General features: G+C 66.8%; 26 protein-coding genes. 20 read left to right on the forward strand and 6 right to left on the reverse strand.

Going from position 1 to position 24,254, the window contains the following annotated elements; genetic code table 11:
- Positions 1–22 precede the first annotated feature (22 nt).
- The 3 genes from atpD to J7I85_RS06055 are packed head-to-tail and all read left to right on the forward strand — an operon-like array spanning position 23 to position 2,205.
- Positions 23–1,477, forward strand: coding sequence for a F0F1 ATP synthase subunit beta (atpD, locus tag J7I85_RS06045; RefSeq protein WP_111905896.1), 1,455 nt, complete (start codon positions 23–25; stop codon positions 1,475–1,477).
- Between the two features lies 1 nt (position 1,478).
- A complete protein-coding gene (locus J7I85_RS06050; RefSeq protein WP_111905897.1) occupies positions 1,479–1,763 on the forward strand; it encodes a F0F1 ATP synthase subunit epsilon in 285 nt (94 codons plus the stop codon).
- 10 nt (positions 1,764–1,773) lie between these two features.
- Positions 1,774–2,205 carry a DUF2550 domain-containing protein gene (locus J7I85_RS06055; RefSeq protein ID WP_076801988.1) on the forward strand — a complete coding sequence of 144 codons (432 nt, stop codon included), beginning with the start codon at positions 1,774–1,776 and terminating at the stop codon, positions 2,203–2,205.
- A gap of 135 nt (positions 2,206–2,340) precedes the next feature.
- Here the strand turns inward: J7I85_RS06055 and J7I85_RS06060 are convergent, their stop codons facing one another.
- Together J7I85_RS06060 and nucS are read right to left on the reverse strand one after the other, a co-directional pair.
- Positions 2,341–2,544, reverse strand: a complete 204-nt coding sequence (locus tag J7I85_RS06060; RefSeq protein WP_003804766.1) for a cold-shock protein — start codon at positions 2,542–2,544, stop codon at positions 2,341–2,343.
- A 283-nt stretch (positions 2,545–2,827) separates the two neighbouring features.
- Positions 2,828–3,523, reverse strand: a complete 696-nt coding sequence (gene nucS / locus J7I85_RS06065; RefSeq protein WP_190602108.1) for an endonuclease NucS — start codon at positions 3,521–3,523, stop codon at positions 2,828–2,830.
- A gap of 143 nt (positions 3,524–3,666) precedes the next feature.
- Here nucS and J7I85_RS06070 point away from each other — a divergent pair, with 143 nt between their 5' ends.
- Positions 3,667–4,023 (forward strand): ATP/GTP-binding protein, encoded by a 357-nt coding sequence (locus J7I85_RS06070; RefSeq protein WP_214848001.1) that lies wholly within the window; start codon positions 3,667–3,669, stop codon positions 4,021–4,023.
- A gap of 54 nt (positions 4,024–4,077) precedes the next feature.
- Positions 4,078–4,878 (forward strand): alpha/beta hydrolase, encoded by an 801-nt coding sequence (locus J7I85_RS06075; protein ID WP_214848003.1) that lies wholly within the window; start codon positions 4,078–4,080, stop codon positions 4,876–4,878.
- 28 nt (positions 4,879–4,906) lie between these two features.
- Here the strand turns inward: J7I85_RS06075 and J7I85_RS06080 are convergent, their stop codons facing one another.
- Positions 4,907–6,274 (reverse strand): AI-2E family transporter, encoded by a 1,368-nt coding sequence (locus J7I85_RS06080; protein ID WP_214848005.1) that lies wholly within the window; start codon positions 6,272–6,274, stop codon positions 4,907–4,909.
- 192 nt (positions 6,275–6,466) lie between these two features.
- Between J7I85_RS06080 and J7I85_RS06085 the strand changes: the two genes are divergently transcribed.
- From J7I85_RS06085 to J7I85_RS06120, 8 genes are all read left to right on the forward strand, one after another.
- On the forward strand, positions 6,467–8,239 hold the full coding sequence (locus tag J7I85_RS06085) for a hypothetical protein (RefSeq protein ID WP_214848006.1): 1,773 nt from the start codon (positions 6,467–6,469) through the stop codon (positions 8,237–8,239).
- An 81-nt stretch (positions 8,240–8,320) separates the two neighbouring features.
- Positions 8,321–9,307 (forward strand): tetratricopeptide repeat protein, encoded by a 987-nt coding sequence (locus J7I85_RS06090; RefSeq protein WP_214848008.1) that lies wholly within the window; start codon positions 8,321–8,323, stop codon positions 9,305–9,307.
- A gap of 5 nt (positions 9,308–9,312) precedes the next feature.
- Complete coding sequence (locus tag J7I85_RS06095; protein WP_214848480.1) at positions 9,313–10,410, forward strand: NADH:flavin oxidoreductase/NADH oxidase; 1,098 nt, start codon at positions 9,313–9,315, stop codon at positions 10,408–10,410.
- Between the two features lie 83 nt (positions 10,411–10,493).
- The gene (locus tag J7I85_RS06100; protein ID WP_214848010.1) at positions 10,494–11,258 is read left to right on the forward strand and encodes an ABC transporter ATP-binding protein; all 765 of its coding nucleotides are present in this window, start codon (positions 10,494–10,496) and stop codon (positions 11,256–11,258) included.
- Positions 11,240–12,811: a transporter gene (locus J7I85_RS06105; protein ID WP_214848012.1), complete on the forward strand. Its 1,572-nt coding sequence runs from the start codon at positions 11,240–11,242 to the stop codon at positions 12,809–12,811. The genes J7I85_RS06100 and J7I85_RS06105 overlap by 19 nt, the downstream gene beginning before the upstream one ends.
- A 97-nt stretch (positions 12,812–12,908) precedes the next feature.
- Positions 12,909–13,691, forward strand: coding sequence for a glucosamine-6-phosphate deaminase (gene nagB / locus J7I85_RS06110; protein ID WP_214848019.1), 783 nt, complete (start codon positions 12,909–12,911; stop codon positions 13,689–13,691).
- Between the two features lie 51 nt (positions 13,692–13,742).
- Entirely contained in the window at positions 13,743–14,084 is a 342-nt protein-coding gene (locus tag J7I85_RS06115; protein WP_214848021.1) for a DUF3039 domain-containing protein, read from the forward strand.
- A complete protein-coding gene (locus tag J7I85_RS06120) occupies positions 14,084–15,862 on the forward strand; it encodes a DEAD/DEAH box helicase (RefSeq protein WP_214848023.1) in 1,779 nt (592 codons plus the stop codon). The genes J7I85_RS06115 and J7I85_RS06120 overlap by 1 nt, the downstream gene beginning before the upstream one ends.
- Before the next feature lie 23 nt (positions 15,863–15,885).
- On the opposite strand, the gene J7I85_RS06125 is transcribed toward J7I85_RS06120, so the two are convergent.
- Together J7I85_RS06125 and J7I85_RS06130 are read right to left on the reverse strand one after the other, a co-directional pair.
- On the reverse strand, positions 15,886–16,521 hold the full coding sequence (locus tag J7I85_RS06125; protein WP_214848025.1) for an isochorismatase family protein: 636 nt from the start codon (positions 16,519–16,521) through the stop codon (positions 15,886–15,888).
- Between the two features lie 19 nt (positions 16,522–16,540).
- The gene (locus tag J7I85_RS06130) at positions 16,541–17,890 is read right to left on the reverse strand and encodes a nicotinate phosphoribosyltransferase (RefSeq protein ID WP_214848027.1); all 1,350 of its coding nucleotides are present in this window, start codon (positions 17,888–17,890) and stop codon (positions 16,541–16,543) included.
- A gap of 17 nt (positions 17,891–17,907) precedes the next feature.
- Between J7I85_RS06130 and clpS the strand changes: the two genes are divergently transcribed.
- The 6 genes from clpS to rdgB all read left to right on the forward strand — a co-directional run bounded on the left by clpS (position 17,908) and on the right by rdgB (position 22,281).
- The gene (clpS, locus tag J7I85_RS06135) at positions 17,908–18,288 is read left to right on the forward strand and encodes an ATP-dependent Clp protease adapter ClpS (protein ID WP_214848029.1); all 381 of its coding nucleotides are present in this window, start codon (positions 17,908–17,910) and stop codon (positions 18,286–18,288) included.
- Positions 18,281–18,847, forward strand: a complete 567-nt coding sequence (locus tag J7I85_RS06140) for a DUF2017 domain-containing protein (RefSeq protein ID WP_214848031.1) — start codon at positions 18,281–18,283, stop codon at positions 18,845–18,847. Before clpS ends, J7I85_RS06140 begins: the two co-directional genes overlap by 8 nt.
- Before the next feature lie 141 nt (positions 18,848–18,988).
- Positions 18,989–20,014 carry a glutamate racemase gene (gene murI / locus J7I85_RS06145; RefSeq protein ID WP_374102445.1) on the forward strand — a complete coding sequence of 342 codons (1,026 nt, stop codon included), beginning with the start codon at positions 18,989–18,991 and terminating at the stop codon, positions 20,012–20,014.
- Positions 20,011–20,808: an MBL fold metallo-hydrolase gene (locus tag J7I85_RS06150; protein WP_214848041.1), complete on the forward strand. Its 798-nt coding sequence runs from the start codon at positions 20,011–20,013 to the stop codon at positions 20,806–20,808. The genes murI and J7I85_RS06150 overlap by 4 nt, the downstream gene beginning before the upstream one ends.
- A 52-nt stretch (positions 20,809–20,860) precedes the next feature.
- Positions 20,861–21,619, forward strand: coding sequence for a ribonuclease PH (gene rph / locus J7I85_RS06155; RefSeq protein WP_078026682.1), 759 nt, complete (start codon positions 20,861–20,863; stop codon positions 21,617–21,619).
- On the forward strand, positions 21,616–22,281 hold the full coding sequence (gene rdgB, locus J7I85_RS06160) for an RdgB/HAM1 family non-canonical purine NTP pyrophosphatase (protein WP_214848049.1): 666 nt from the start codon (positions 21,616–21,618) through the stop codon (positions 22,279–22,281). Before rph ends, rdgB begins: the two co-directional genes overlap by 4 nt.
- Positions 22,282–22,386: 105 nt before the next feature.
- On the opposite strand, the gene J7I85_RS06165 is transcribed toward rdgB, so the two are convergent.
- The gene (locus J7I85_RS06165) at positions 22,387–23,160 is read right to left on the reverse strand and encodes a DedA family protein (RefSeq protein WP_214848486.1); all 774 of its coding nucleotides are present in this window, start codon (positions 23,158–23,160) and stop codon (positions 22,387–22,389) included.
- Between the two features lie 68 nt (positions 23,161–23,228).
- On the opposite strand from J7I85_RS06165, the gene J7I85_RS06170 reads away from it, so the two are divergent.
- A complete protein-coding gene (locus J7I85_RS06170; protein ID WP_214848051.1) occupies positions 23,229–24,242 on the forward strand; it encodes an exonuclease domain-containing protein in 1,014 nt (337 codons plus the stop codon).
- Positions 24,243–24,254 lie beyond the last annotated feature (12 nt).

Genomic DNA, 24,254 nt, shown 5'->3' on the forward strand with positions numbered 1-24,254 from the left:
ATCTACGAGTGAAGTGAGAGAGATGACTGCCACCGCTACCGAACACGTAGCAGCAACGGCCGGTGCCACCGGCCGTATCGCACGTGTCATTGGCCCGGTTGTCGACGTCGAATTCCCGGCTGACGCAATCCCCTCGATTTACAACGCACTCACCACCGAGATCACTCTCAACGGTGAGACCAAGACCATCACGTTCGAGACCTCCCAGCACCTGGGTGACAACCTCGTCCGCGCTATCTCCCTGCAGGCAACCGACGGCCTGGTCCGCGGCACGTCCGTAGTCGACAGCGGTTCCCCGATCACCGTGCCGGTTGGCGACGGCGTCAAGGGCCACATCTTCAACGTCCTCGGCAAGCCGCTGGACGTCGACGAGTCCGAGATCCAGGCTTCGGACTACTGGCCGATCCACCGCAAGGCCCCGTCCTTCGCGTCCCTCGAGGGTTCCACCGAAATGCTCGAAACGGGCATCAAGGTCATCGACCTCCTCACCCCGTACATCAAGGGTGGAAAGATCGGCCTGTTCGGCGGTGCCGGCGTGGGCAAGACCGTTCTGATCCAGGAAATGATCACCCGTGTTGCCCGCAACTTCGGTGGTACTTCCGTGTTCGCCGGTGTCGGCGAGCGTACCCGTGAAGGTAACGACCTCTGGGTTGAAATGGAAGAGGCAGGCGTCCTCAAGGACACCGCCCTTGTGTTCGGCCAGATGGACGAGCCGCCGGGAACGCGTCTGCGCGTGGCCCTGTCCGCCCTGACCATGGCGGAGTACTTCCGCGATGTCCAGAACCAGGACGTGCTGCTCTTCATCGACAACATCTTCCGCTTCACGCAGGCAGGTTCCGAGGTTTCCACGCTGCTGGGCCGCATGCCCTCCGCCGTGGGTTACCAGCCGAACCTTGCTGACGAGATGGGCCTCCTCCAGGAGCGCATCACGTCCACGAAGGGCCACTCCATCACCTCGATGCAGGCCATCTACGTCCCCGCAGATGACTACACCGACCCGGCACCGGCCACGACGTTCGCACACTTGGACGCCACCACGGAACTTTCCCGTGAAATCGCCTCCCGTGGTCTGTATCCTGCAGTGGACCCGCTGACTTCGACGTCCCGAATCCTGGACCCGCAGTACATCGGCAAGGACCACTACAACACGGCCGTCCGTGTGAAGCAGATCCTGCAGAAGAACAAGGAACTCCAGGACATCATCGCCATCCTCGGTGTTGACGAACTGTCCGAAGAGGACAAGATCGTCGTGTCGCGTGCGCGCCGTATCCAGCAGTTCCTGTCGCAGAACACCTACACCGCCAAGCAGTTCACCGGCGTTGAGGGCTCCACGGTTTCCATCAAGGACACTGTTGAAGGCTTCTCCGCGATCTGCGACGGCGAACTCGACCACATTGCAGAGCAGGCGTTCTTCAACGTCGGCGGCCTGGATGACGTTGAGCGCCAGTGGGCCAAGATTCAGGAACAGACCAAGTAATATGGCTGAGCTTGAGGTTGAGATTGTCGCAGCGGACCACTTCGTGTGGTCCGGGGCGGCCAAGATGGTCAAGGCCCGCACCAGCGATGGTGAGATCGGAATCCTGCCCGGCCACTCGCCCGTGCTGGCGATTTTGGCCGAGGGTCAGCTGGCAATCGAGCCGGTTTCCGGCGACCGCATTGCCGTCGATGTTGACGGCGGGTTCTTCTCCGTCGACAACGACCGGGTGGTAATTGTTGCTGACAACGCCCAACTGGGTGACGCGGCCACTGCGGGGATCCGATAGCACAACCCTGATGGACGTTACTTCCTTTCCGTTCATCGCCATAGCAACCGTGTTTGCGGTGCTGATTTTTACGCTGTGCCTTTTTGGGGTGCGCCGCTTCAACCTGCGGCGCGCCCTGGGCACGGTGGACGCCTCCATTCGTACGGCTGGAAAGAGCTGGCGGATGGGGGTTTGTCGTTATCAGGACAATGAGCTTGAGTGGTTCAAACTGCTGTCACTGAGCGTCCGGCCCCGCCACCGCTTCAAACGGAGCTCCCTTGAGCTGCTGGGCCGGCGCCAGCCCACGGAGGCGGAGCTGGTCAAGGTGCAACCCGATGTGGTGATCGTGGAACTTCGGTACGAGGGGGAGGATGTCTTTCTGGCCATGAAGTTCGACGCATATACAGGTTTGTCCTCGTGGCTTGAAGCCGGGCCGGTCATCGGCGTGGGGACCTGGCGCTGAGGCTCCCGGCATTGGCCTTACCCGGCAGGGCGCGGCGCCAGTACGACCCTGACAATGTTTCAAGATCTGAAAATATTAGTGACACAAAAAATGATCCCCGGCACGAATGCCGAGGATCATTTATTTTGAGACAAATTAGACGACGGTTACGCCCGTGGCCTGGGGGCCCTTGGCGCCCTGGCCGATTTCGAACTGAACGCGCTGGTTCTCGTCGAGGGTCTTGAAGCCACCGGTCTGGATCTCGGAGTAGTGAACGAAGACATCGCCATCGGAGTCATCCGGGGTGATGAAGCCGAAGCCCTTTTCAGCGTTGAACCACTTCACGGTTCCCTGTGCCATTTATTTCTCCTCAGTATGGAACTTCTTAAGGCCAGCACACCTCGTACTGGTCTTGGTTACTCCGCGAGAAGAATCCTGGCCTGCACCCCCGTTGACCGGAATTGCGTTGCAGGAGCTTCGCGCTCGCAACATGTCTTGCGAGCATGAAAAACACCTACACAAAGACTGCTATAAGAATTTCATGGGCAAACCGTCTGGTCAACGGTCAAAACGCGAATTGCGGCAAATTTTGGGCAAATCCGGAGTAAACGCGTGATCACCGTTTGGCTACGGACCCGCGCGGTCAGAAAAGCCGGGACTCCACGTCGTCAACGCCCCGCATCGCGTCGTAATCCAGGGTCACGCAGTCAATGCCTCGGTCCGTGGCGAGCACCCTGGCCTGCGGCTTGATTTGCTGGGCGGCGAAGATGCCGCGCACCGGTGCCAGCAGAGGATCCCGGTTGAGCAGTTCAAGGTACCGCGTCAGTTGCTCCACGCCGTCGATGTCCCCGCGGCGCTTCAGTTCAATGGCCACCGTGGCGCCGCCGGCATCCCGGGCGAGGATGTCCACTGGCCCGATGGCGGTGAAGTACTCCCGCCGGATCAGGGAAAACCCCTCCCCGAGGGTTTCGATCTGGTCGGCGAGGAGCCGCTGCAGATCGGCCTCGACGCCGTCCTTGATCAGGCCGGGGTCCTGTCCCAGTTCGTGGGAGCTGTCGTGGAGCTGTTCATGGATGTTGATGATGAGCCTGTCGTCCGTCTTGGCGGACTGGACGGTCCACTGCTCGACGACGCCAACTTCGACGTCGGCGTCCTCCGGGGATGTGACGCGGAGAACGGCGGGCGGGCTCATCCAGTTAAGCGGCTTGTAGGAGCCGCCGTCGGAGTGCACCAGGACGGAACCGTCGGCCTTCACCAGCAGCAGCCGGGTGGCGAGGGGGAGATGGGCTTTGAGCCGGCCAACATAATCAACGGAGCAACGGGCTATGACGAGACGCACGCCCTACACCATACCTTCTCTGCGGTGCCTTCCCTGCAGCGCCTTCTCTGCAGTGGCCGCCAGGCAGAGACGGAACCCCGGACTGCAGTAGCGCGGTGTCATGCAGGGCCGGGCAGGGGCATCCGCTAGGGCAGAATGGAGGCATGCCCCGCTCCAACCGTCCCCGCCGCCCCAAAGCCGGGCGCGGTCCGGCCGGAAACGCCCCGGGCGGAGGAAAGCACGGCGCAGGTCCCGCCCCGGAACTTGACCTGGAGCGGGCACGCGCGGGAATCGCCCGCCGGGAAAGCGCGCCGGACGGCGACTGGATGGTGCGCACCATGACGGCGCGCAACGCCGAAAAGACATACATCTGCCCGGGCTGCTCCACGGCGGTGCTGCCCGGGATCGCCCACCTTGTGGTCTGGGCGGATGACCACCTGTTCGGAGCTGGCGCGGGACTGGCCGAGCGGCGCCACTGGCACACCAACTGCTGGACCTCCCGTAACTTCCGGTACAGGTAACGCGCCGGGTGACCCGTGTCGGGAGCAACCCGGCCGGAAGATAAGCTGGTGCGCATGACTTTTGACCCGGCGTCGTACGTTTTCAGCCAGCCATCAGCAGCCACCGCGATCCGCGCCTCCACGGTGCTTCCCGCCCGGCGCGAAAACATCGAAATCCGCACGGAGGACGGCCGCACGCTGGTGGGCGAACTGGCCCTGCCGGAATCGGGTCCCGTCAATGCCACGCTGATCACGCTCCACCCGCTGCCCACGCACGGCGGCTTCATGGATTCGCACGTGTACCGCAAGGCCTCCTACCGGCTGCCGGCGCTGGCCGGGGTGGCCGTACTGCGCTTCAACACCCGGGGTACGTCCTCGCCGCGCGGAACCAGCGACGGAACGTTTGAAGAGGGCATCGGCGAGCGGTACGACGTGGAGGCGGCGGTGCGTTTCGCCGTCGAGCGGGGGCTGCCCAACCGCTGGCTCGTGGGCTGGTCCTTCGGGACCGAACTCGCCCTCATGTACGGCGCCGTGGAACCGGTGGCCTCCCAGGTGGAGGGCGCAGTGCTGCTGTCCCCGCCGCTGCACCGCGCCACCGACGAGCACCTGCTGCTCTGGGCGGCCGCCGGCAAGCCGCTGACCGTCCTGGTGCCCGAGCACGACGATTACCTCCGGCCCGCCGCCGCAGAGGCCCGGTTTGGGCTTGTGCCCCAGGCCAGGGTGGTGGGGGTCGACGGCGCCAAGCACCTGTGGGTAGGGGAGAAGCAGGCCGCCCGGGTGCTGAATGAGATCGTGGACGACGTTACGCGCGACGGCGGGGGAGCCGAGGGCCTGCCGCAGGAATGGGAAGGGCCCGTGGCCACCGCCGCCGTCTAGTGCTGCTTGCGTCTAGTGCTGCCTGCGCCTAGTGCTTGTCCTGGCGGACGATGTAGATCTCCTTGATGAGCAGCAGGGTGGCGGCCGCCGTCGGGATGGCAATGAGTGCCCCCAGAACGCCGAGCAGGCTGCCTCCCGCGATCACCGAGATGACGGCGACGGCGCCGGGAACGGCCACGGCTTTCTGCATGATGCGCGGCGAGATGAAGTATGCCTCGAACTGCAGGTAGGCGAAGTAGCAGATGGCGTAGGCCACGGCGGACTGCCAGCCCAATGTTAGCGTGATGAGGATGACAACCACGCCGGCGATCAGCCCGCCCACCAGGGGGATGAAGGCCAGCAGCGCCACGACGAACGTCAGCAGCACGGCGAACGGCACGCCGATGATGGACATGACGATGAAGGCGAAGGTGGCGTTCAGTAGAGCGACGACAGCCTGGCCAATGACGTAGTTGCCCACCGAGCGGCTGATTTCCTCGGACAGCGCCTCGACCCGTGCCCGCCGGGACCGCGGTGCCAGACGATAGCCCCACTTTTTCATCGCGGGCAGGGCGGCGAGGAAGTAAAGGCTGAGCACCAGCACGATCAGGGTACCGAAGAGGCCGTTGGCCACCGTTGAACCGAAGCCGACGACGCCGCCGAAGATGCCGCTCATGGCCTCCGGGTTCTTGACAAACTTGTCCAGCTCCTCCGTGATGCGGTCGCGCACGCCGAACTGGTTGTCCACCGTCCGGAAGAAATCCGAGTTGATGAAGTCGCGCACCCACACCGGGGCCTGCTGCACGAGCTCGGTTACCTGCTCCACGATCGTGGGGATGAGGGTGGCAAAGAAGCCGACGACAGCGAGCATCAGCACGGACACCGACACGAGGATGCCGGCGGGCCGGGGAATCTTCCGGCCCTCCAGCCAGCGCACCACCGGGTCCAGGCCGAGGGCGATGAACAGGGCAGCCACGATCCAGAGCAGGAGCTGGGTGGTGTGTGAGCCGATCCAGTAAACCAGGAGGGCCAGGCCCACGCCCACGGTGCCCATGAACCCCAGGTACAGCGGGTGCTGGGCCGAGATGCGGGGCCCGGGGGAACCGAAACGCTCGGTGTCCCCGGGTTCGCCGGCATCTTCTGTCTGAAGGTTGTCGGGATGCTCCGGCGGGAACTCAAACCGGAGCCGCGGCTGGGCGCCGGGGATCGGCTGGCGCAGGCGCCTCAGCACGGCGCCCAGGGCTGCGGGACGGCCCTTCGTCTTGACCGGTTTCTGCGGCGGCGTGGGCTGTGGCGCTGTGCTGCGTTCTGCCGCACGGTGTGCAGCAGTGTCCTGTGATGCCGGCAGGCCCTGTGGGGAGTCGGCGTCGGGCAGATCTTCGGGGCCGCGCATGGACGGATCCGTGTGTTCAGTCACTGCTTTTTGATGCCTTTACCGTGCGTGGCGCCGCGGCTGCGGGCCGGATGTGATGATCATCGCAAACACTATCAGCAGCCTTGTGAATAGCCGGGCGGGCGGCGTTTCGCTGGGCCGGCAACCGGCGCCCTGAAGTCCCCGATCCGGCCTATTGGTAACAAAACGGTTACTATTGGAGGTAAACCCCCGCTGATGATAGGTATTCCTTTGCGTTTCAAGACTGCAGTTGCACTTGTGCTGCTCGGCCTCCTGACACTGCTGGCCGGCATCGGGCAGAAGACCTTCTGGGCCCCCGCCGAGACGGTCACGGCAACGGCTTCCGCCGGCGAAGCCGCGCCCCTGACCGTTATCGACCAGAAGCTCCGCACCCTCGAGGGCGGAACGGTCACCATCAAGGTCAAGGGTGAGGGCAGCTTCCTGCTCGCGGCCGGACGCCCGGATGACGTCGACGCCTGGGTGGGCAAGACCGCCCACAACACCGTCACCGGACTCTCCGACGACAAGAAGACGCTGCAGGTCAAGCACACCGACGGTGAAGCCAGCGCGCCGACGCCAGCCGGCTCCGACCTCTGGGTCAGTACCGAGAACGCCAGCGGCGAGATGGACTACACGTGGTCCGCCCCGGCCGACGGCGATTGGTCCCTGCTGCTCGCAGCAGACGGAAAGAAGCCCGCGCCGTCGTCCGTTTCCATGACGTTCCCCAATGACACCTCCATGCCGTGGGCCGTGCCGCTCATGGTCCTCGGCGTACTCCTGATTCTTGCCGGCGGGGCACTGCTGGTCCTCAAGCCCAAGGGCGGTGCGCCCCGCGACGGCGGGTCCTCCGACAACGGGTCCGCTGGCAAGGCCAGCGACAAGCAGGGCAGCCTGTTTGCCCGGCGTGCCCGCGCCAAGGCGGCGGCCAAGGCCGGTGAACGGTCCTCTTCCGCGCGGCTCAGCGTGGTGGTCGCGGCCACCACCGCCGTTGTCCTCGCCGGCGGAGCAGCTGCCGCGCAGGCCAGCACCTCGTCGGCCCCGGCCTCTACTTCAAGCGAATCCGCAGCACCCACGACGAGCGCGTCCGCAGCCCCTGCAGCGAGCGGCACGCCGGTGGTTTTGGACGCCCAGTTCCGCCGCATCCTGGAGCAGGTGGCCAGCGCCACCGCCGCCGGCGACGCCGCCAAGGACGCCAAGAAGCTTGCCGCCCGCGTTGCCGGAACGGAACTCGAGGTCCGCACCCAGAACTACAAGATCAGGTCGCGTGTGGCCTCCTATGACGCGCGCATGCCCGTGCGTTCCACCAAGCTCCTGACGACGGTGGTCACGGACAAGCGCGAATGGCCGCGCTCCGTCATGGCCGTCACGCAGGGTGAAGGCAACGTAGTGCCGCAGTTGCTGACGGTCGTGCAGAACTCCCCGCGGGAAAACTACAAGCTCGTGGGCACGTCACCGCTGCAGCCCGGCACCACCTTCCCCGCGATCGTGCGCGGCGGCACCGAGTCGCTTGCCGCGGGCGACAAGTCCGGCCTGCTCTACAGCGGGCAGGAAGCGCTCGCCGGCCTGGCCGACCGGCTGACCAAGTCCAACTCCACGTTCAAGAGCAAGCTGGTCGAAGGGGAATCCTCCCCGTATATCGCGGACACGCTGTCCTACCAGGCTGACATCGTGAAGGACGGCGTCGACGGCAAGTTCGCGTTCACGCACAAGGTTGTTCCGGAGAGCACTGTCGTGTTCCGGACGGAGGACGGCGGGGCCCTGGTCCTTGGCCGCCTGACCTTCAACTTCGACGGTACCCCCAAGGCGGAAGGCGACAAGCTGTCCATCGGCAACGACGCGGCCGTCCTCGCCGGCGGCAAGGAGACCACCACCGGCATGGTGCTGAAGTTCGCCGAATCCGTGGCCGTGTACGTGCCGCCGGCCGCCTCGAAGGATCCGATGAAGCTCGTCGCTGCCACGCGCGGACTGGTCGGCGCCAGCTTCAAGTAGGGAACGGCTCTCCGTAAACCTGCCGTCACTGGAGCGGCCGCGGTGCTTACCGCGGCCGCTCTTGTGGCTAGAGTGGGAGCTATGAGTTCGCCAGCTTCCCGCCCTGTCCCTTCAGCCGCGAGCCAGCTTAACCTTCGCGGCGCCGTCGATCTCTCCTCCCTCAAGCAGCGCCCGGCGCCGCCCGCGCCGCCCGCGCCTCCGAGCGACACTGGCGCCGCTGATTCCCAGCAGGCCGACGGCGGACCCGCCCTCCGGGTGGAGGTCACCGAGGCGAACTTCCAGAGCCTTGTGGAGCTGTCCGCCCAGGTGCCCGTGGTATTTGCCCTCTGGGCCGCCTATTCGCCCGAATCCACCGGTGTGCTGGATGCGCTTGACCGGATTATCCAGAGCTATGGCGGCCGGCTGGTCCTCGCCGCTGCGGACATCGAAGCATTCCCGCAACTGGCCCAGGCGTTCCAAGTGCAGGCCGTTCCCACCGCCGTCGCCGTGCTCAAAGGCCAGCCGGTTCCGCTCTTCCAAGGTGGCGCAGACGAGGATCAGATCCGCCCACTGCTGGACGAGCTTCTCACGGTTGCCGCCGCCAACGGGGTGGCCGGCAACGTTGGAGGCGGCGCAGGTACATCCGAAGAACCCGCCCCTGCCCCTCTGCCGCCGCTTCACCAGAAGGCCTTCGACGCCATCGAAGAGGGTGACTATGCCGCCGCGGCCGCTGCCTACCGGCAGGCGCTCGCCGAGATGCCGGCTGATGCGGAGGCCAAGGCTGGCCTGGCGCAGGTGGAACTCATGGAACGCCTGCAGAGCCTTTCCGGACCCGAGGGCGAGGCACTGCGCCAGCTCGCCGCGGATGAACCCGACAACCTCACGGCCCAGCTGGGCATTGCTGACCTTGATCTCGCCGGCGGCCACGTGGAAGATGCCTTGAACCGCGTGGTCGCGTTCATCGGCAGGAACTTCGGCCCGGAACGCGAGTCCGCCCGCGTGCGCCTGCTCGAGCTGTTCGAAGTTGTTGGAACCACGGACGAACGGGTGGGCAAGGCCCGCCAGGCCCTGGCACGGGTGCTGTTTTAGTGGCCGTGCCCGCGCTGTTCCAGCCCCTGACGCTACGCTCCCTGGAACTGCAGCACCGCGGATGGGTTTCGCCGATGTGCCAGTACAGCTGCGAACCTGACGAGGCCCCCGGAGTGCCCAATGACTGGCACCTCATGCACCTCGGATCGTTCGCCGCCGGGGGAGCGGCCCTCATCCTGACCGAGGCTGCGGCAGTCAACGCCGAAGGGCGCATCAGCCCGCGCGACGCGGGGCTGTACAACGACGAGCAGGCGGAGGGCTGGGAGCGGATCGTCCACTTCGTGCACCGCCACGGAGTCGCCGGCACGAAGATCGGTGCCCAGCTCGCCCATGCCGGACGCAAAGCCTCCACGTACTGGCCGTTTTCCGGCCGGAGCGGATCGGTTCCGGCGTCCGACGGCGGCTGGGAGACAGTGGGACCGGGAGCCCAGGCGTTCGACGGCTACGCGCCGCCCGCGGCCATGACGGAGGATGACATCAAGCGCGTCATCGCGGACTTTGCCGCCGCAGCGACCCGCGCCGTCGCCATCGGCTTCGACACCATCGAGCTGCACGGCGCCCACGGCTATCTCCTGCACCAGTTCCAAAGCCCGTTGATCAACGACCGCGCTGACTCCTGGGGCGGCAATGCTGAGGGGCGGAACCGGCTGACGCTGGCAGTCATCGACGCTGTCCGTAATGTCATCCCGGAGTCCATGCCGCTGCTGCTGCGCATTTCGGCAACCGACTGGGCGGAGGGCGGAATCGGAGTCGAGGACTCGGTCCGGCTGGCCGCGCAGGCCGCCGAGCGGGGCGTGGACCTCATCGACGTGTCCAGCGGCGGGGCCGTGGGGCACCAGCAGATCCACCCGGGACCGGGCTACCAGACCGAATTTGCAGCGCGGATCCGCCGCGAAACAGGAGTCGCCACCGGCACCGTAGGGCTGCTGACGTCCCCCGGGCAGGCCGAACATGTGGTGGCCACCGGACAGGCCGACGGCGTCTTCATCGCCCGGGCGGCACTGCGGGATCCGCACTGGTGGCTGCGGGCCGCCTTTGAACTCGGCCACGACCTGCGCTGGGCGCCGCAGTACGAACGGGCCGTGCCGCGCCGCACGTTCTGACAGCTTTTGGGCGTGCCGCGCCGGTTGGTTTCTACTCCTTCCGGAGGATCCCCCTGGCTGCAGGCCGCGGCTAGGGTAAGTGCATGAGCACTCCCTTAACAGCCCTCTCGATCAGGGGGCTTGCCAAGCGCTTCGGCACCAAGATCGCGGTGGACGGCATCAGCCTTGACGTTCCCGCCGGTTCGTTCTTCGGCATTGTCGGGCCCAACGGTGCCGGCAAGACCACTACCCTGTCCATGGCCACGGGCCTTCTCCGCCCGGACTTCGGAACGGCGGTGGTCCACGGGGTGGACGTCTGGGCGCAGCCGCTGCAAGCCAAAAAGCTGATGGGCATCCTGCCCGACGGGGTGCGGCTCTTTGACCGGCTCAGCGGGGAGCAGCTGGTCACCTACGCCGGGCTGCTCCGTGGCATGGAACGGGAGGTGGTGGCTGCCCGGGTGGGGGAGTTGCTCGCAGCCATGGACCTCAGCCAGGACGCGGGCACGCTCGTGGTGGATTACTCCGCCGGCATGACCAAGAAGATCGCGCTGGCCTCCGCGCTGATCCATGCGCCGAGGGTCCTCGTGCTGGATGAGCCCTTCGAATCCGTGGATCCCGTCTCCGCCGCCAACATCAGGGACATCCTGGACAGGTACGTGGCCACGGGCGGCACCGTGATCGTGTCCAGCCACGTGATGGACCTCGTGCAGCGGATGTGCGACCACGTCGCCGTGATCGCCGGCGGCCGGATCCTGGCCGCCGGAACGGTTGACCAGGTGCGTGCCGGAGCAAGCCTGGAGGAGCGGTTCGTGCAGCTCGTGGGCGGCAGGAGCCGGACGGAGGGGCTCGAATGGTTGCGCACCTTCTGAGGCTGAAGCTTACGCTGCTGCGAAACGGTCTGAAGCGCAGCCCGTGGCAGCTGGTGGGGCTGGCCTTCGGCGGACTGTATGCGCTGGGCCTCGTGGGCATGTGTGTGGTGCTGCTGGTCCTCCTCCGGCAGGAGGATCCGGGCCTGGCCCAGACCGTGGTGGTGCTCGGCGGCTCGGCCGCCCTGCTGGGCTGGGGGATTGTGCCCGTCGTTGCCTCGGCCGTGGACATGACGCTGGACCCGGCCCGGTTCACGACGTCGGCCGTGCCCATGCCGCAGCTGTTGGCCGGCCTCGCACTCGGCGGCCTCATCGGGCTCCCGGGGCTGGCCACTTTGCTCGTCGCCCTGGGCACCGTGGTCACCTGGTCCCGCGGTGTGCTGCCAGCCGTGGGCGCGCTGGTCGGAGCCCTCCTGGCCGTGTTCACCTGTGTGGTGTTCTCCCGCGTCGTCACAACGGCCACAGCAAGCCTGGCTGCCTCACGGCGCTTCAAGGACGTCAGCGGGATTGCCTTCATGGTTCCGTTGGTCCTCCTCGGCCCCATCACCGCCGGCATTTTCCAGGGGATGGCGGGTTCAGGAGCCTTCCTGTCCGAGCTGGCCGGCAGGATTTCCTGGACGCCGCTGGGGGCCGCCTGGTCACTTGGCGGCGACGTCGAAAGGGGCCAGGCGGGCCCGGCAGGACTCAAGCTGCTCATCGCCGTGGCCACGCTCGCCGCGCTTTCCTGGTGCTGGAAGCTGCTGCTCGAACGCGCGCTGGTCACGCCACCCTATGCCGGGAGCAGCCGCCGGAAGGGCGGGCGCCTGGGGCTCTTCGCGCTCCTGCCCGGGACGCCGGCCGGTGCCATCACCGCACGGGCGCTGACCTACTGGTTCCGTGATCCCCGGTATTCAGGCTCGCTGGTGGTCATTCCGCTGCTGCCGGTCGTCCTGGCATTCCAGGGCAGCCAGACCAACGACTACGGCGTCCTGATGATTACCGGGCCGCTTACCGCGTTCCTCCTGGCGTGGTCCATCTCGGGGGATGTGTCGTACGACAACACCGCATTTGCCCTGCACCTGGCCGCCGGCGTGCGGGGTGTCCACGACCGGCTCGGGCGCGCGCTGGCCTGTTTGGCGTTCGCGCTGCCAACAGTGCTGGTCCTCGCCATTGTGCCGTTCTTCATCATGCGGGACTGGGCGTGGTGGCCCTCCATCCTGGGGCTATCCGTGGGGGTGCTGCTGACCGGGCTGGGCCTGTCCTCCGTGGTGTCCGCCCGCTACACGATTGCCGTGCCTCTTCCGGGCGACAGCCCGTTCAAGAAGCCGCCGGGCAACGTGGGGCAGACCCTTGCCGTCCAGTTTGGCGGGATGGGTGTCCTCCTGGTGCTGGTCCTCCCGGAGGCCGGCCTGGTCCTGGCGCAGGTGCTCACCGGTGCCCCGCTGTTCGGCTGGATCAACCTGGCGCTTGGTCCCGTCCTCGGCGCGGCCCTGTTCATTGTGGGGGTCCGGGTGGGCGGACGCTGGCTCGATGCCCGCGGCCCGGAGCTCCTGGCCCAGGTCACGGTCAACCGCTGAAAACACCCAACCGCTGAGCGCCCTGACCGGCGAATACATCTGCCGGGCGGGGAGCCGCCGTGGTTGACTAGCAGGACAGCTGAGAGAAAGGCCGGAAATGGAAGTCGTCATACTTCCGGGCGGCAAGCAGATTGCCTCCCTCGTGGCGGACGCGGTGGAAAGCCTGCTGCAGAGCAAGCCCGACGCCGTGCTGGGGCTTGCCACGGGATCATCGCCGCTGCCGGTCTACGATGAACTCGCCCGGCGCCACGAACAGGCCGGCCTGGACTTCAGCCGCGCCTCCGGGTTCACCCTGGATGAGTACGTGGGGCTGGAACCCGGACACCCCGAGTCCTACCGGGAGGTGATCCGCCGCGACTTCGCGAACCGGGTCAACATCGACCCCGAGAACGTCCTCGGACCGGACGGAAGTGCCGCGGACATCCCGGCGGCCTGCCGTGGTTACGAGGACCGGATCAGGGAGCGCGGCGGCATCGACCTGCAGCTTCTGGGCCTGGGCACCGATGGGCACATCGGCTTCAACGAGCCGGGTTCGTCGCTGGCATCCCGCACCCGGATCAAGTCGCTCATCGAGCAGACCCGGCGCGACAACGCCCGCTTCTTCCACAGCTTTGAAGAGGTTCCGCACCACGTGGTGACCCAGGGGCTGGGCACCATCCTTGAGTCGCGGCACGCGATCCTGCTGGCCACCGGAGCCCAGAAGGCGCAGGCCGTCCACGACCTCGTGGAGGGGCCACTTGCCGCGATCTGTCCTGCCTCTGTGCTGCAGTTGCACCCCCATGCCTCCATCGTGGTGGACGAGGCCGCCGCGTCGTCACTGAAGCTCGCCGACTACTACCGGCACACCTTTGACCACAAACCGGCGTGGCAGGGGCTCTGACAGGAACCTGCGCCCGGGTCCTCCCGCGGCCGCACGTCCGGAACGGCTAAGATGGATGCCATGAGTAGCATGACGGATTCTCTCGACAACGACCCCATGCGTGAGCTTTCCGGAGCCGGATCGTCCACCGCAACCATTGAGCGCGAGGAACTGCGCCAGGAAGTGGAGCCCGGCGACCGTGAGCGCTTCTCGCACTACGTGCGCAAGGAAAAGATCATGGAGTCCGCTTTGACGGGCGAACCGGTCATCGCGCTGTGCGGCAAGGTCTGGACGCCTGGACGGGATCCGCAGAAGTTCCCGGTCTGCCCGGAGTGCAAAGAGGTCTATGACGGCCTCCGCCCGGGCAACGACGGCGGCAAGGGGTCCGGCGGAGACTCAGGCAACAACAAGTAGTGACGGAGACACTCTTCGGCGGACCCACCCTGCCTCCGGCTTATCCGGAACGTGCAGCCTGGGGAACCGCCCAGAAGCTCCGTGCCTGGCAGCAGGAAGCGCTGGACCTTTACTTCAGCAGGTCTCCGCGCGACTTCATGGCCGTGGCAACCCCCGGCGCCGGCAAGACCACCTTTGCACTCAGGGTGGCCTCCATGCTCATCGAGGCCGGCACGGTGAACCGCGTGACCATCGTCGCGCCCACCGACCACCTGAAGCGGCAGTGGGCTGACGCCGCCGCGCGCGTCGGCATCGCCATTGACCCTAACTTCAAGAATGCGGACGGCCAGCACGGCCGCGGGTTCGTCGGCGTGGCCGTGACTTATGCGCAGGTGGCCAGCAAGCCCATGCTGCACCGGGCCAAGACCGAGGCGGCCCGCACTCTAGTGATCCTTGATGAAATCCACCACGGCGGCGAGGCGCTGTCCTGGGGCGACGGTCTCCGCGAGGCCTTCGACCCCGCTGCCCGGCGGCTGTCCCTGACCGGTACGCCATTCCGGTCGGACACCTCGCCCATTCCATTCGTGGAGTACACCGAGGACCGCGAGGGCATCCGGCGCTCCAAGTCGGACTACACCTACGGCTACGGCAATGCGCTGCGTGACCACGTGGTGCGGCCGGTCATCTTCATGGCCTATTCCGGGCAGATGCGCTGGCGTACCAGCGCCGGCGACGAGATGGCCGCCTCCCTCGGCGAGGCCGCGGTCACCAAGGACATCACCTCGCAGGCCTGGCGGACGGCCCTGAACCCTGCGGGGGAATGGATTCCCGCCGTCTTGGCCGGAGCAGACAAGCGGCTCAGCGAGGTCCGGCGGTCAGTTCCCGACGCCGGCGGCCTGGTGATCGCGACCGACCACGACGACGCCCGCGCCTACGCCGGCCAGCTCAAGAAAATCACGGGCGAGTCGCCCACCGTGATTCTGTCCGATGATGCGAAGGCCTCCAACAAGATCGAGGAGTTCACCGCCAGCGACAAGCGCTGGATGGTTGCCGTGCGCATGGTGTCCGAAGGCGTGGACGTGCCGCGCCTTTCGGTGGGCGTCTACGCCACGTCAACGTCCACGCCGCTGTTCTTCGCCCAGGCAGTGGGCCGCTTCGTGCGTTCCCGGAAGCGGGGCGAGACGGCCTCGGTCTTCCTGCCGTCTGTTCCCCAGCTGATGGCGCTGGCCAACAGCATGGAAGCCGAACGTGACCATGCCCTGGACCGGCCGCAGAATGATGACGCGGACGGCCTGATGGACCTCGAAGAGTCGCTGATGGACGAGGCGAACCGCGAGGAGAAGGCGTCGGACAGCCTGACCAAGGGCAAGTTTGAGGCGCTGGACTCGCAGGCGTCGTTCGACCGCGTGCTGTTCGACGGCGGCGAGTTCGGCACTGGAGGCGACATCGGCTCCGAGGATGAACTCGACTTCCTTGGCATCCCGGGCCTGCTGGACGCCGAGCAGGTGGGCATGCTGTTGCGCCAGCGCCAGCACGAGCAGCAGGGCCGCAAGAAACGCCAGGGCCCTGCGGCAGCGCCCGCCGCCCCCGCGGTACCCGACCACCGGATGCTGATGGACCTGCGGAACGAGCTGGCGAAGAACGTGGCGGCCTGGTCTGCGCGGACGGGCACCCCGCATGGCGTGGTGCACACGAAGCTGCGGACCGTCTGCGGCGGCCCTCCGGTGGCACAGGCGAACGAGGAGCAGCTCCAGTCCAGGCTGAAGAAGCTCCAGGACTGGTTCATCGGCAGGACATAGCCCGGCAGGAAGCAGGCGGGAACCTACTCGAGGTCCACGCCGCCCAGCTCCATTTCGGCGTAGGTGTCGTCGAGGTCATCGGCGATGCCCGCCGTCAGCCGTTTAATTACGGTGACGGCGTAGCCGGCCTGGACGGCATCCAGTGACGTCGCCATGACGCAGTGGTCGGTGGCGAGGCCCACCACCACGACGTCCTCCACGTCGTGGCTCTGGAGCCAGTCGTCGAGGCCGATTGCGTCTTCCTCAGGGGCGTAGCCGGGGTCGGCTGCTGCGGGCAGGGAACCGGGCTGCCGTTCTCCTGTGGGGACGGCGTCCTCCGGTGCCAGCAGGCCTTCGAAGCCGGAGTAGGCCGCGGTATACAGGCCCTTGTGGAAGTAGGCCTGGATGTGCTCGGTGTCGAGTTCCGGGTGAAGCTCGGCACCCTGGGTCCCCGCCACGCAGTGCGGCGGCCAGGTGTCCTTGAAGTCCGGGGCTTCCGAGAAATGGGCGCCCGGATCGATGTGCCAGTCCTGCGTGGCCACGATGTGGTCGAACTGGCCGTGGTGGTTCTCGACGTACTCGCTGATGGCCCCGGCCACGGAGGCCCCGCCCTCTACCGGTAGCTTGCCGCCCTCGCAGAAGTCGTTCTGGACGTCGACGATGATGAGTGCCCGTGCCATCAGTTCTCCTCAGTTCCCATCAGTTGTCCTCATAGAGAGTCGGGATGGCCGGCTCGCCGCGGTGCAGGCGGTGGACTACCGAGGGCAGTTCGGCCATCGAATCGGCGTGGCGCTGCCGGGCGCGCAGGACGCCTTCGTGGCCGGTCCAGCCGGGCAGGAGCTCGCCGTTCTTGATGAACTGCTGCAGCAGCGCACGGTCATTGCCGTCGTCCGCCGGCCGGTGGCCCACTCCGATGAGCTCCTGCGTGGCCGTGCCGTTGTCGTTGAGCCGGCGGAGGGCGTACTTGCGCCCGCCCTTGCTCGTCTTGTTCTTGGCGGCCTTGGCCACCGAAACAAACTCCCCGGCGTCGTTGGTCCGGCTGACCAGCTTGTAGACCATGCTGGCGGTGGGTGCCCCGGAGCCGGTCACGAGGGAGGTGCCCACCCCGTAGGAGTCGACGGGGGCGGACTGCAGTGCTGCAATCGCGTACTCGTCCAAGTCCGATGTTACGGTGATGCGGGTGCGCTCGTTGCCCAGCTCGTCCAGCAGCTGCCGGACCCACTGCGCCTGCTCCACCAGGTCGCCGGAGTCCAGCCGCACGGCGCCCAACTTGTCCCCGGCGATGTCAACGGCCGTACGGACGGCGGTCTCGACGTCGTACGTGTCCACCAGCAGCGAGGTGCCGGCCCCCAGGGAGGCGACCTGCGCCTCAAAGGCGTCCCGCTCAGTGTCATGGAGAAGCGTGAAGGAGTGGGCGGCGGTGCCCACCGTCTTGAGTCCGTACCGGAGCCCGGCCTCGAGGTTCGAGGTGCTGTCGAACCCGGCGATGACGGCGGCACGGGCGGCAGCCGTGGCTGATTCCTCCTGGGTCCGCCGGGACCCCATCTCGATGCAGGGCCGCTGGCCGGCCGCCATGACCATGCGCGCCGCCGCCGAGGCGATGGCGCTGTCGTGGTTGAGGACCGACAGGACGTACGTCTCCAGAATGCACGCCTCGGCGAACGTCGATTCGACGATCAGGATGGGGGAGTTGGGGAAGTACGCCTCGCCCTCGGCATAACCCCAGATGTCGCCGGTGAAGCTGAAGTCGGCCAGGTAGTCGAGCGTCTCCTTGTTAACCACGCCGGTGCGCGCCAGGAATTCGAGTTCCGCGTCGCCGAACCGGAACGCCATGATGCCTTCCAACAGCCTGCCCGTACCGCCCACAATTCCGTAGCGGCGCCCGTCCGGGAGCCGGCGCGCAAACGCCTCGAACACGGCCTTGCGGTGCGCGGCGCCGGAATGGAGGGCCCCCTGCAGCATGGTTAGCTCGTAATGGTCGGTGAACAGGGACGTGCGGGGCTGCTCCCAGCCGGCGGAGTTACTCACAAAAATCACTCTAGTGCGCATCGCCATAGAATGGACAGATGACCTTAAGCGTTGCGCTCGGCCCTGACACCCAGGAGAGCATCCAGACCGGAACGGCGGTGTCCACCGACACCCTGACCGCCCCGGACGTCCCTTGGAACCTCGTCATCTGGAATGACCCCGTAAATCTCATGAGCTACGTCAGCTACGTGTTCCAGAGCTATTTTGGTTACTCGGAAACCAAAGCCAACAAGCTGATGCTTGAGGTCCACAGGAAGGGCCGGTCCATCGTTGCCCACGGCAGCAAGGAACAGGTGGAGCAGCACGCGGTCGCGATGCACGGGTTCGGCCTGTGGGCCACCGTGGAGAAGGCCACCGGCGGAGACAGCGGGGGCGGCAAACGCGGCGGCCCGGGCAAGGGCAAGGGAAAACGTGGCTAAGGCTTTCAAAAACGGACTCAAAGGCATCACCGGTTTCCTGGAACCGGCCGAGAGGGAACTGCTGCGCAGCCTGTTCGCCGACGTCATCTCCATGCTGGAGCCGACGGACCGCGGCTCCGAGGACCCGCTGGCCGCGATGATCGGACTGGACATGGAGGTCCGGGAACCGTCGGACCGTGCCCTCCGCCGGCTGCTGCCCAACGCAGTGAAGGACGACGCCGGGGCCTCGCTTGAGTTCCGCCAGCTCACCGAACGCTCACTGCGGGAAAGCAAGATCGGCGCGCTGCGCGCCGCCGCGCTGGGCCTGGACAAGGATGAGCTCGTCCTGACCCCGTCTGATGCCCGGCACTGGTCCACGGCGCTGAACGACGTGCGGCTTGTGCTCGCCGAGCGGCTCGACATCCGGGACGAGGCTGATGCGGACCACGTCCACCAGATGCAGGACTGGTCCCAGGCCGAGGACGTGGAAAGCTACCTCGCCCTGGTCTACAACTTCACCACGTGGCTGCAGGAGTCCCTCGTGCAGGCGATGCTGCAGTCACTGGACACGCGGCCCTGAGCCGTTCGGGCGGTGACCGGTGCCGCCACAGGTCGGTTCCAGTAGCGAGCCGTTTCGGCCGCCGGATGTGACAAATTCGACATGAGTCGCCGGCCACAAGTGATGGCCGCACCTCACGGGAAGACCTATCCTCAAATAATCATGACTTCAGCATCGAGCATGGATCCGGCAGCGGGAGCTGCAGCGGAGTCCGCAACGGCCGACGGCGTAAATGTGGGATCGCTGCCGATCGGCGTCTTCGACTCCGGGGTCGGCGGCCTCACGGTGGCACGGTCGATCATCGACCAGCTGCCGAACGAATCCATCCTCTACGTCGGCGACACCGCCCACGGCCCGTACGGGCCGCTGCCCATCGCGGAGGTGCGCGCCAACGCCCTCGGAGTCATGGACGAACTCGTGGACTCCGGTGTCAAGCTGCTCACCATCGCCTGCAACTCGGCGTCGGCAGCGGTGCTCCGCGACGCCCGTGAGCGCTACACGGCGCGTTACGGAATTCCCGTCATCGAGGTGATCCAGCCGGCCGTGCGCCGCGCCGTTGCGGCCACCCGCACCGGCCGGGTGGGCGTGATCGGCACCTCCGCCACCGTGGGATCCCGGGCCTACGAGGACACCTTCGCCGCGGCGCCTGACCTGCAGATCACCTCTGTGGCCTGCCCGGCGTTCGTGCCGTACGTGGAGGCCGGCATCACCACGGGGCCGGAACTGCTCGACATCGCCCGCGAGTACCTTGAGCCGCTGAAAGCCGCGGGCGTGGACACCGTGGTGCTGGGCTGCACGCACTATCCGCTCCTGACCGGCGTGATCTCCTACGTCATGGGCGAGGACGTCACGCTGGTCTCCAGCGCCGAGGAAACCGCCAAGGACGTCTACCGGGCGCTGGCCAGCAACGGCCTCGAACGGACGGACCCGGCGCCGCCGGAACACAACTTCATTGCCACCGGCGACCCCGGTCAGTTCGAAGCGCTGGCCCGCAGGTTCCTGGGGCCGGAGGTGCTCAGCGTCAAGCACGTGGACCATGTCGCGGCACAGTACCCCACGGGCAGCCTGGCACGGATCACCCCCGAAATGATCGCCGCCGCGCGGAACGCGGCCGCCCGCCCGCGCATCTCCAACTTCGTCGGGCAGGCCGCGGGCGGCGGAGCAGCCCCCGGGGGGTCGTTCCTGTGAAGCTCACCATCGTCGGCTGCACGGGCTCATTTCCCGGACCCGGATCGCCCGCCTCCTGCTACCTGCTGACCGCCAATGACGGCGACCGGGTGTGGAAGGTGGTCATGGACCTCGGCAGCGGGGCCCTGGGCGCCATCCAGCGGTACACCGACCTCGAGGACATCGACGCGATTTTCCTCACTCACCTGCACCCCGATCACTGCATGGACCTCTGCGGCCTGCACGTGGCGGTGCGCTGGAAGCCCGGCGGCTGGGACCGGGGAAGGATCCCCGTCTGGGGCCCCGCCGCCACCGCCGACAGGATGGCAACTGCCTACGGGCTGGACCTGGATCCGGGGATGCACGAAGAGTTCGACTTCACGAACTGGACCGAGCGCCAGTCCGTCACCGTCGGCCCCTTCACTGTCACGCCGTTCGCAGTGAACCACCCGGTGGAGGAGGCCTATGCGCTGCGCGTGGAGGTGACTGAGCCGGACGCCGCCGGGAATGGCGTGACCCGCGTGCTGACCTATTCAGGCGACACGGATTCGTGCCGGGGCCTGGAGGAGTCGGCCAAGGACGCCGACCTCTTCCTTTGCGAGGCGGCCTTCGAGGAGGGCCGTGACGACGGCATCAAAGACGTCCATCTCACCGGCAAACGGGCCGCTGAAGCCGCCACTGCCGCAGGCGCCCGCCGCCTTCTCCTTACGCACATTCCGGTGTGGACGTCGCAGACCAAGGTCATGGCCGAGGCGCGTCCCGCCTTCGCCGGTGACGTGGCCGTGGCCGTGGCGGGCGTGCACTACACGGTCTGAGCAGCTTCCTGGGCCGGCCGGGTGCAGCCCGATAAATCGATAAGCTAAAGGCATGACTTCCGAAGCAACCACTGCCCCCGTCATCCGTGCCGACGGCCGCACCCCGGACCAGCTCCGGCCCATCAGCATCACCCGCGGCTGGTCCAAGCAGGCCGAGGGATCGGCCCTTATCGAGTTCGGCAACACCCGGGTCCTGTGCACCGCTTCCCTCACCGAAGGTGTTCCGCGCTGGCTCAAGGGCGAAGGCCGCGGCTGGGTGACCGCCGAGTACGCCATGCTCCCGCGTGCCACGAACACCCGCTCGGACCGCGAGTCCGTCAAAGGCAAGATCGGCGGCCGCACCCACGAGATCTCCCGCCTGATCGGGCGCTCGCTGCGGTCGATCATCGACACCAAGGCCCTGGGGGAGAACACCATCGTCCTGGACTGCGATGTCCTGCAGGCCGACGGCGGTACGCGGACGGCGGCGATCACCGGCGCCTACGTGGCGCTCGCCGAGGCCATCCGCTTTGCCCGCGAGAACAAGATGATCGCCCGCAACGCCCAGCCGCTGGTCGATACCATCGCCGCCGTGTCCGTGGGGATCATCGACGGTATTCCCATGCTGGACCTGCCGTACATCGAGGATGTACGGGCCGAAACCGACATGAACGTCGTGGTGACCGGCTCCGGCAAGTTCGTGGAGGTCCAGGGCACGGCCGAGGGCGCCCCCTTTGACCGGGACGAGCTCAATAAGCTGCTGGACCTGGCACTGCTGGGGACGGAACAGCTGGCCGCGATCCAGCGCGAAACCCTGGCCGAGGCGCCGTGAGTGGCGCCGGCGGCGAGCCCGCAACTGAGGCGGCACCCCGGCTGGTGCTGGCCACGCGCAACGCCGGGAAACTGCGGGAGCTGCGGGAGCTGCTGCGCGGGCAGATCCCAGGGCTCGACGTCGACACGCAGGTGGTGGACGCGGCCGCCGTCGGAGCCCCCGACGTCGCGGAAACCGGGGTGACCTTTGCGGAAAACTCGCTGCTGAAGGCGCGGGCGGTGGCAGAGGCGACGGGACTGGTGGCCATCGCCGACGACTCCGGGCTCTCAGTGGATGTCCTCGGCGGCGCGCCGGGAATCTTCTCCGCGCGCTGGGCCGGCCGCCACGGTGACGACGACGCCAACCTGCACCTGCTGCTGGCCCAGCTGGCGGACGTGCCGGACGGCCACCGCGGTGCCGCCTTTGTGTGCGCTGCGGCGCTCGCCGTGCCGGCGTCGGCATCCGCGGACGGGGCCCGCGAAGTGGTGGAGTATGGCCAGCTGGCCGGCACGCTGCTGCGTGAACCGCGCGGCGAAGGCGGGTTCGGCTACGACCCCGTCCTGGAACCCATGGGCCTGGACCGGAGCTGCGCCGAGCTCAGCCCGGAGGAGAAAAACGCCATCAGCCATCGTGGCCTGGCGTTCCGTGCGCTCCTTCCCTCGATCGTCGAGGCACTCCGGTAACTCCGCGAACAGTTGGTTTCTGAAAACAGGAAGGGCACCTCAGTTCTGAGGTGCCCTTCCGCGTTTCAGGGTCCGGCTCGTTAGGAAAGCATGCCGGAACGCCGGTCAGTCCAGATTCGTTTTGCGCTCGGCCTCGGGCTCGTGCTCCTCGATGAACTCCTCCACCGGGTCCGTCCCGAAGGCCGCGGCCTCGCGCTTGGAGGTCATGCCGCGCGCAACTTCAATGCCGACAGGAATTACCGAGAGCAGGACAATGACGATGAAGATGATGTCCAGGTTTTCCCGCACCCATGGAATCTTGTCGCCCAGCACGTAGCCGAGAAGCGTCACGCCGCCGCCCCAGAGGAAGGCGCCGATGACGTTAAAGAGGAAGAACTTCCGCTTGTCCATCTGGGCAACGCCCACGATGACCGGGACAAAGGTGCGGATGATGGGCACAAAGCGTGCCAGGATCAGGGCCTTGCCGCCGTGCTTTTCGAAGAACTTGTGCGCACTGTCAACGTTCTCATGCTTGAAAAGCCTCGAGTCCGGCTTGTTGAAGATGGCAGGGCCCGCCTTGGACCCGATGAGGTAGCCCGTCTGGTTGCCGATGATGGCGGACACAATGATCAGCGCGGTGAAGAGCCAGATGTTGAATTTGATGGTGTCCGTGGCCACGAGCAGGCCCGCCGTAAACAGCATGGAATCCCCGGGCAGGAAGAATCCGATCAGCAGCCCGGTTTCGGCGAAGATAATCCCGCACACCAGCAGAACAACCCACGGGGCAAGGGCCGGGTCGGCGAGGAAGACCTGGGGGTTGAGCCAATCGGGCAGGAATGATGCCAGCTGCGGCTGGACGGGGCCGGCGCCACCCAGCGCGGGCACGGCAAAGTCGCTCAATGCATTAAAGTTCACGTTTCAAGGGTACTTGACGGGCTCCGCGCCCCCGCCGGGCTACAGTTGTCCCCGTGGGTTTGGACTTTACGGCGATCGACTTCGAGACCGCCAATGGCTTCCGCGGTTCGCCGTGCGCCGTTGGCCTCACCAAGGTCCGCGGCGGCGTCATCGTCGAGGAGGCCTCGTGGCTGATGCGGCCTCCGGAAAACCACGACTCGTTCGACTACCACAACGTCCGCGTCCACGGCATCAGGCCCGAACAGGTGGCCGGCCGGCCCCGTTTCGGGGAGCTGTTCCCGGAGATCGGCGCGTTCATCGGCGGCGACATCCTTGCGGCCCACAATGCCGCCTTCGACCTCGGCGTGATCCGCTCCGGGCTTGAAGTCTCGGGGCTTCCCGGTCCCGCCTACGACTACGTGTGCACCGTGATGCTGTCCCGGCGCTGCTACTCCCTGGTGTCCAATTCCCTGCCTTTTGCGGCAGAGGAAGCAGGCGTGCCGCTCGTGAACCACCACGACGCCGCCGAGGACGCCCGGGCGTGCGCCGGCATCCTCATCGACATCGCGGGGCGCAACCGGGCCAACAGTATTGCCGAGCTCTACCTTTCGCTGGGGCTGTCCATCCCGCAACAGGCCGCGTTCGACCCGGTCACTGGCGAGCTTTCCAAGGCGACCGTCTCAGCCCTCGCCGCCGCGGGCGGCGCCAGTGCTGCCCGGGCGGTCCGGCCATTCCGCAGCGGGTGGCCCGAGGAAGGGCCCAATCCCGAGCCCAGTCCCGACGCCGAACCCGGGAACCCGTTGTTCGGCCAGACCGTCGTGTTCACAGGCCAGCTCGCGATGCCGCGGCCCGAGGCGAAGACGCGGTCCGCGGAACTGGGGGCGCGCCCGGAAAGCCGGGTCACGGCGCGGACCAGCGTCCTGGTGGTGGGCGACGGCTTCGTGGCCGGCGACCTGCGCTCCGGCCGGCTCACCGGCAAGGCCAAACGAGTGCTGGAGCTGCACGACCGCGGCCAGGCCATCGAGGTGATCTCCGAAGGGGAGTTCCTGCAGATGGTGGGCGGGGCGCCCGTACACATGGCGCAATAAAGCTTTGCCCGC

Origin of the sequence: Arthrobacter sp. ISL-65 (assembly GCF_018613795.1) — a bacterium.
GTDB lineage: Bacteria > Actinomycetota > Actinomycetes > Actinomycetales > Micrococcaceae > Arthrobacter.

What these genes read in the sequence shown, in the direction of transcription:
- J7I85_RS06105 (WP_214848012.1), top strand. Translation starts at nt 11,240, where the DNA reads ATGGTTGCGCACCTTCTGAGGCTGAAGCTTACGCTGCTGCGAAACGGT.
- J7I85_RS06125 (WP_214848025.1), bottom strand. Translation starts at nt 16,521, where the DNA reads ATGGCACGGGCACTCATCATCGTCGACGTCCAGAACGACTTCTGCGAG.
- J7I85_RS06115 (WP_214848021.1), top strand. Translation starts at nt 13,743, where the DNA reads ATGGATGCCATGAGTAGCATGACGGATTCTCTCGACAACGACCCCATG.
- nagB (WP_214848019.1), top strand. Translation starts at nt 12,909, where the DNA reads ATGGAAGTCGTCATACTTCCGGGCGGCAAGCAGATTGCCTCCCTCGTG.
- J7I85_RS06100 (WP_214848010.1), top strand. Translation starts at nt 10,494, where the DNA reads ATGAGCACTCCCTTAACAGCCCTCTCGATCAGGGGGCTTGCCAAGCGC.
- J7I85_RS06060 (WP_003804766.1), bottom strand. Translation starts at nt 2,544, where the DNA reads ATGGCACAGGGAACCGTGAAGTGGTTCAACGCTGAAAAGGGCTTCGGC.
- murI (WP_374102445.1), top strand. Translation starts at nt 18,989, where the DNA reads ATGACTTCAGCATCGAGCATGGATCCGGCAGCGGGAGCTGCAGCGGAG.
- J7I85_RS06050 (WP_111905897.1), top strand. Translation starts at nt 1,479, where the DNA reads ATGGCTGAGCTTGAGGTTGAGATTGTCGCAGCGGACCACTTCGTGTGG.
- J7I85_RS06085 (WP_214848006.1), top strand. Translation starts at nt 6,467, where the DNA reads ATGATAGGTATTCCTTTGCGTTTCAAGACTGCAGTTGCACTTGTGCTG.
- J7I85_RS06055 (WP_076801988.1), top strand. Translation starts at nt 1,774, where the DNA reads ATGGACGTTACTTCCTTTCCGTTCATCGCCATAGCAACCGTGTTTGCG.
- J7I85_RS06070 (WP_214848001.1), top strand. Translation starts at nt 3,667, where the DNA reads ATGCCCCGCTCCAACCGTCCCCGCCGCCCCAAAGCCGGGCGCGGTCCG.
- J7I85_RS06090 (WP_214848008.1), top strand. Translation starts at nt 8,321, where the DNA reads ATGAGTTCGCCAGCTTCCCGCCCTGTCCCTTCAGCCGCGAGCCAGCTT.
- rph (WP_078026682.1), top strand. Translation starts at nt 20,861, where the DNA reads ATGACTTCCGAAGCAACCACTGCCCCCGTCATCCGTGCCGACGGCCGC.
- J7I85_RS06130 (WP_214848027.1), bottom strand. Translation starts at nt 17,890, where the DNA reads ATGCGCACTAGAGTGATTTTTGTGAGTAACTCCGCCGGCTGGGAGCAG.
- atpD (WP_111905896.1), top strand. Translation starts at nt 23, where the DNA reads ATGACTGCCACCGCTACCGAACACGTAGCAGCAACGGCCGGTGCCACC.
- clpS (WP_214848029.1), top strand. Translation starts at nt 17,908, where the DNA reads ATGACCTTAAGCGTTGCGCTCGGCCCTGACACCCAGGAGAGCATCCAG.
- J7I85_RS06075 (WP_214848003.1), top strand. Translation starts at nt 4,078, where the DNA reads ATGACTTTTGACCCGGCGTCGTACGTTTTCAGCCAGCCATCAGCAGCC.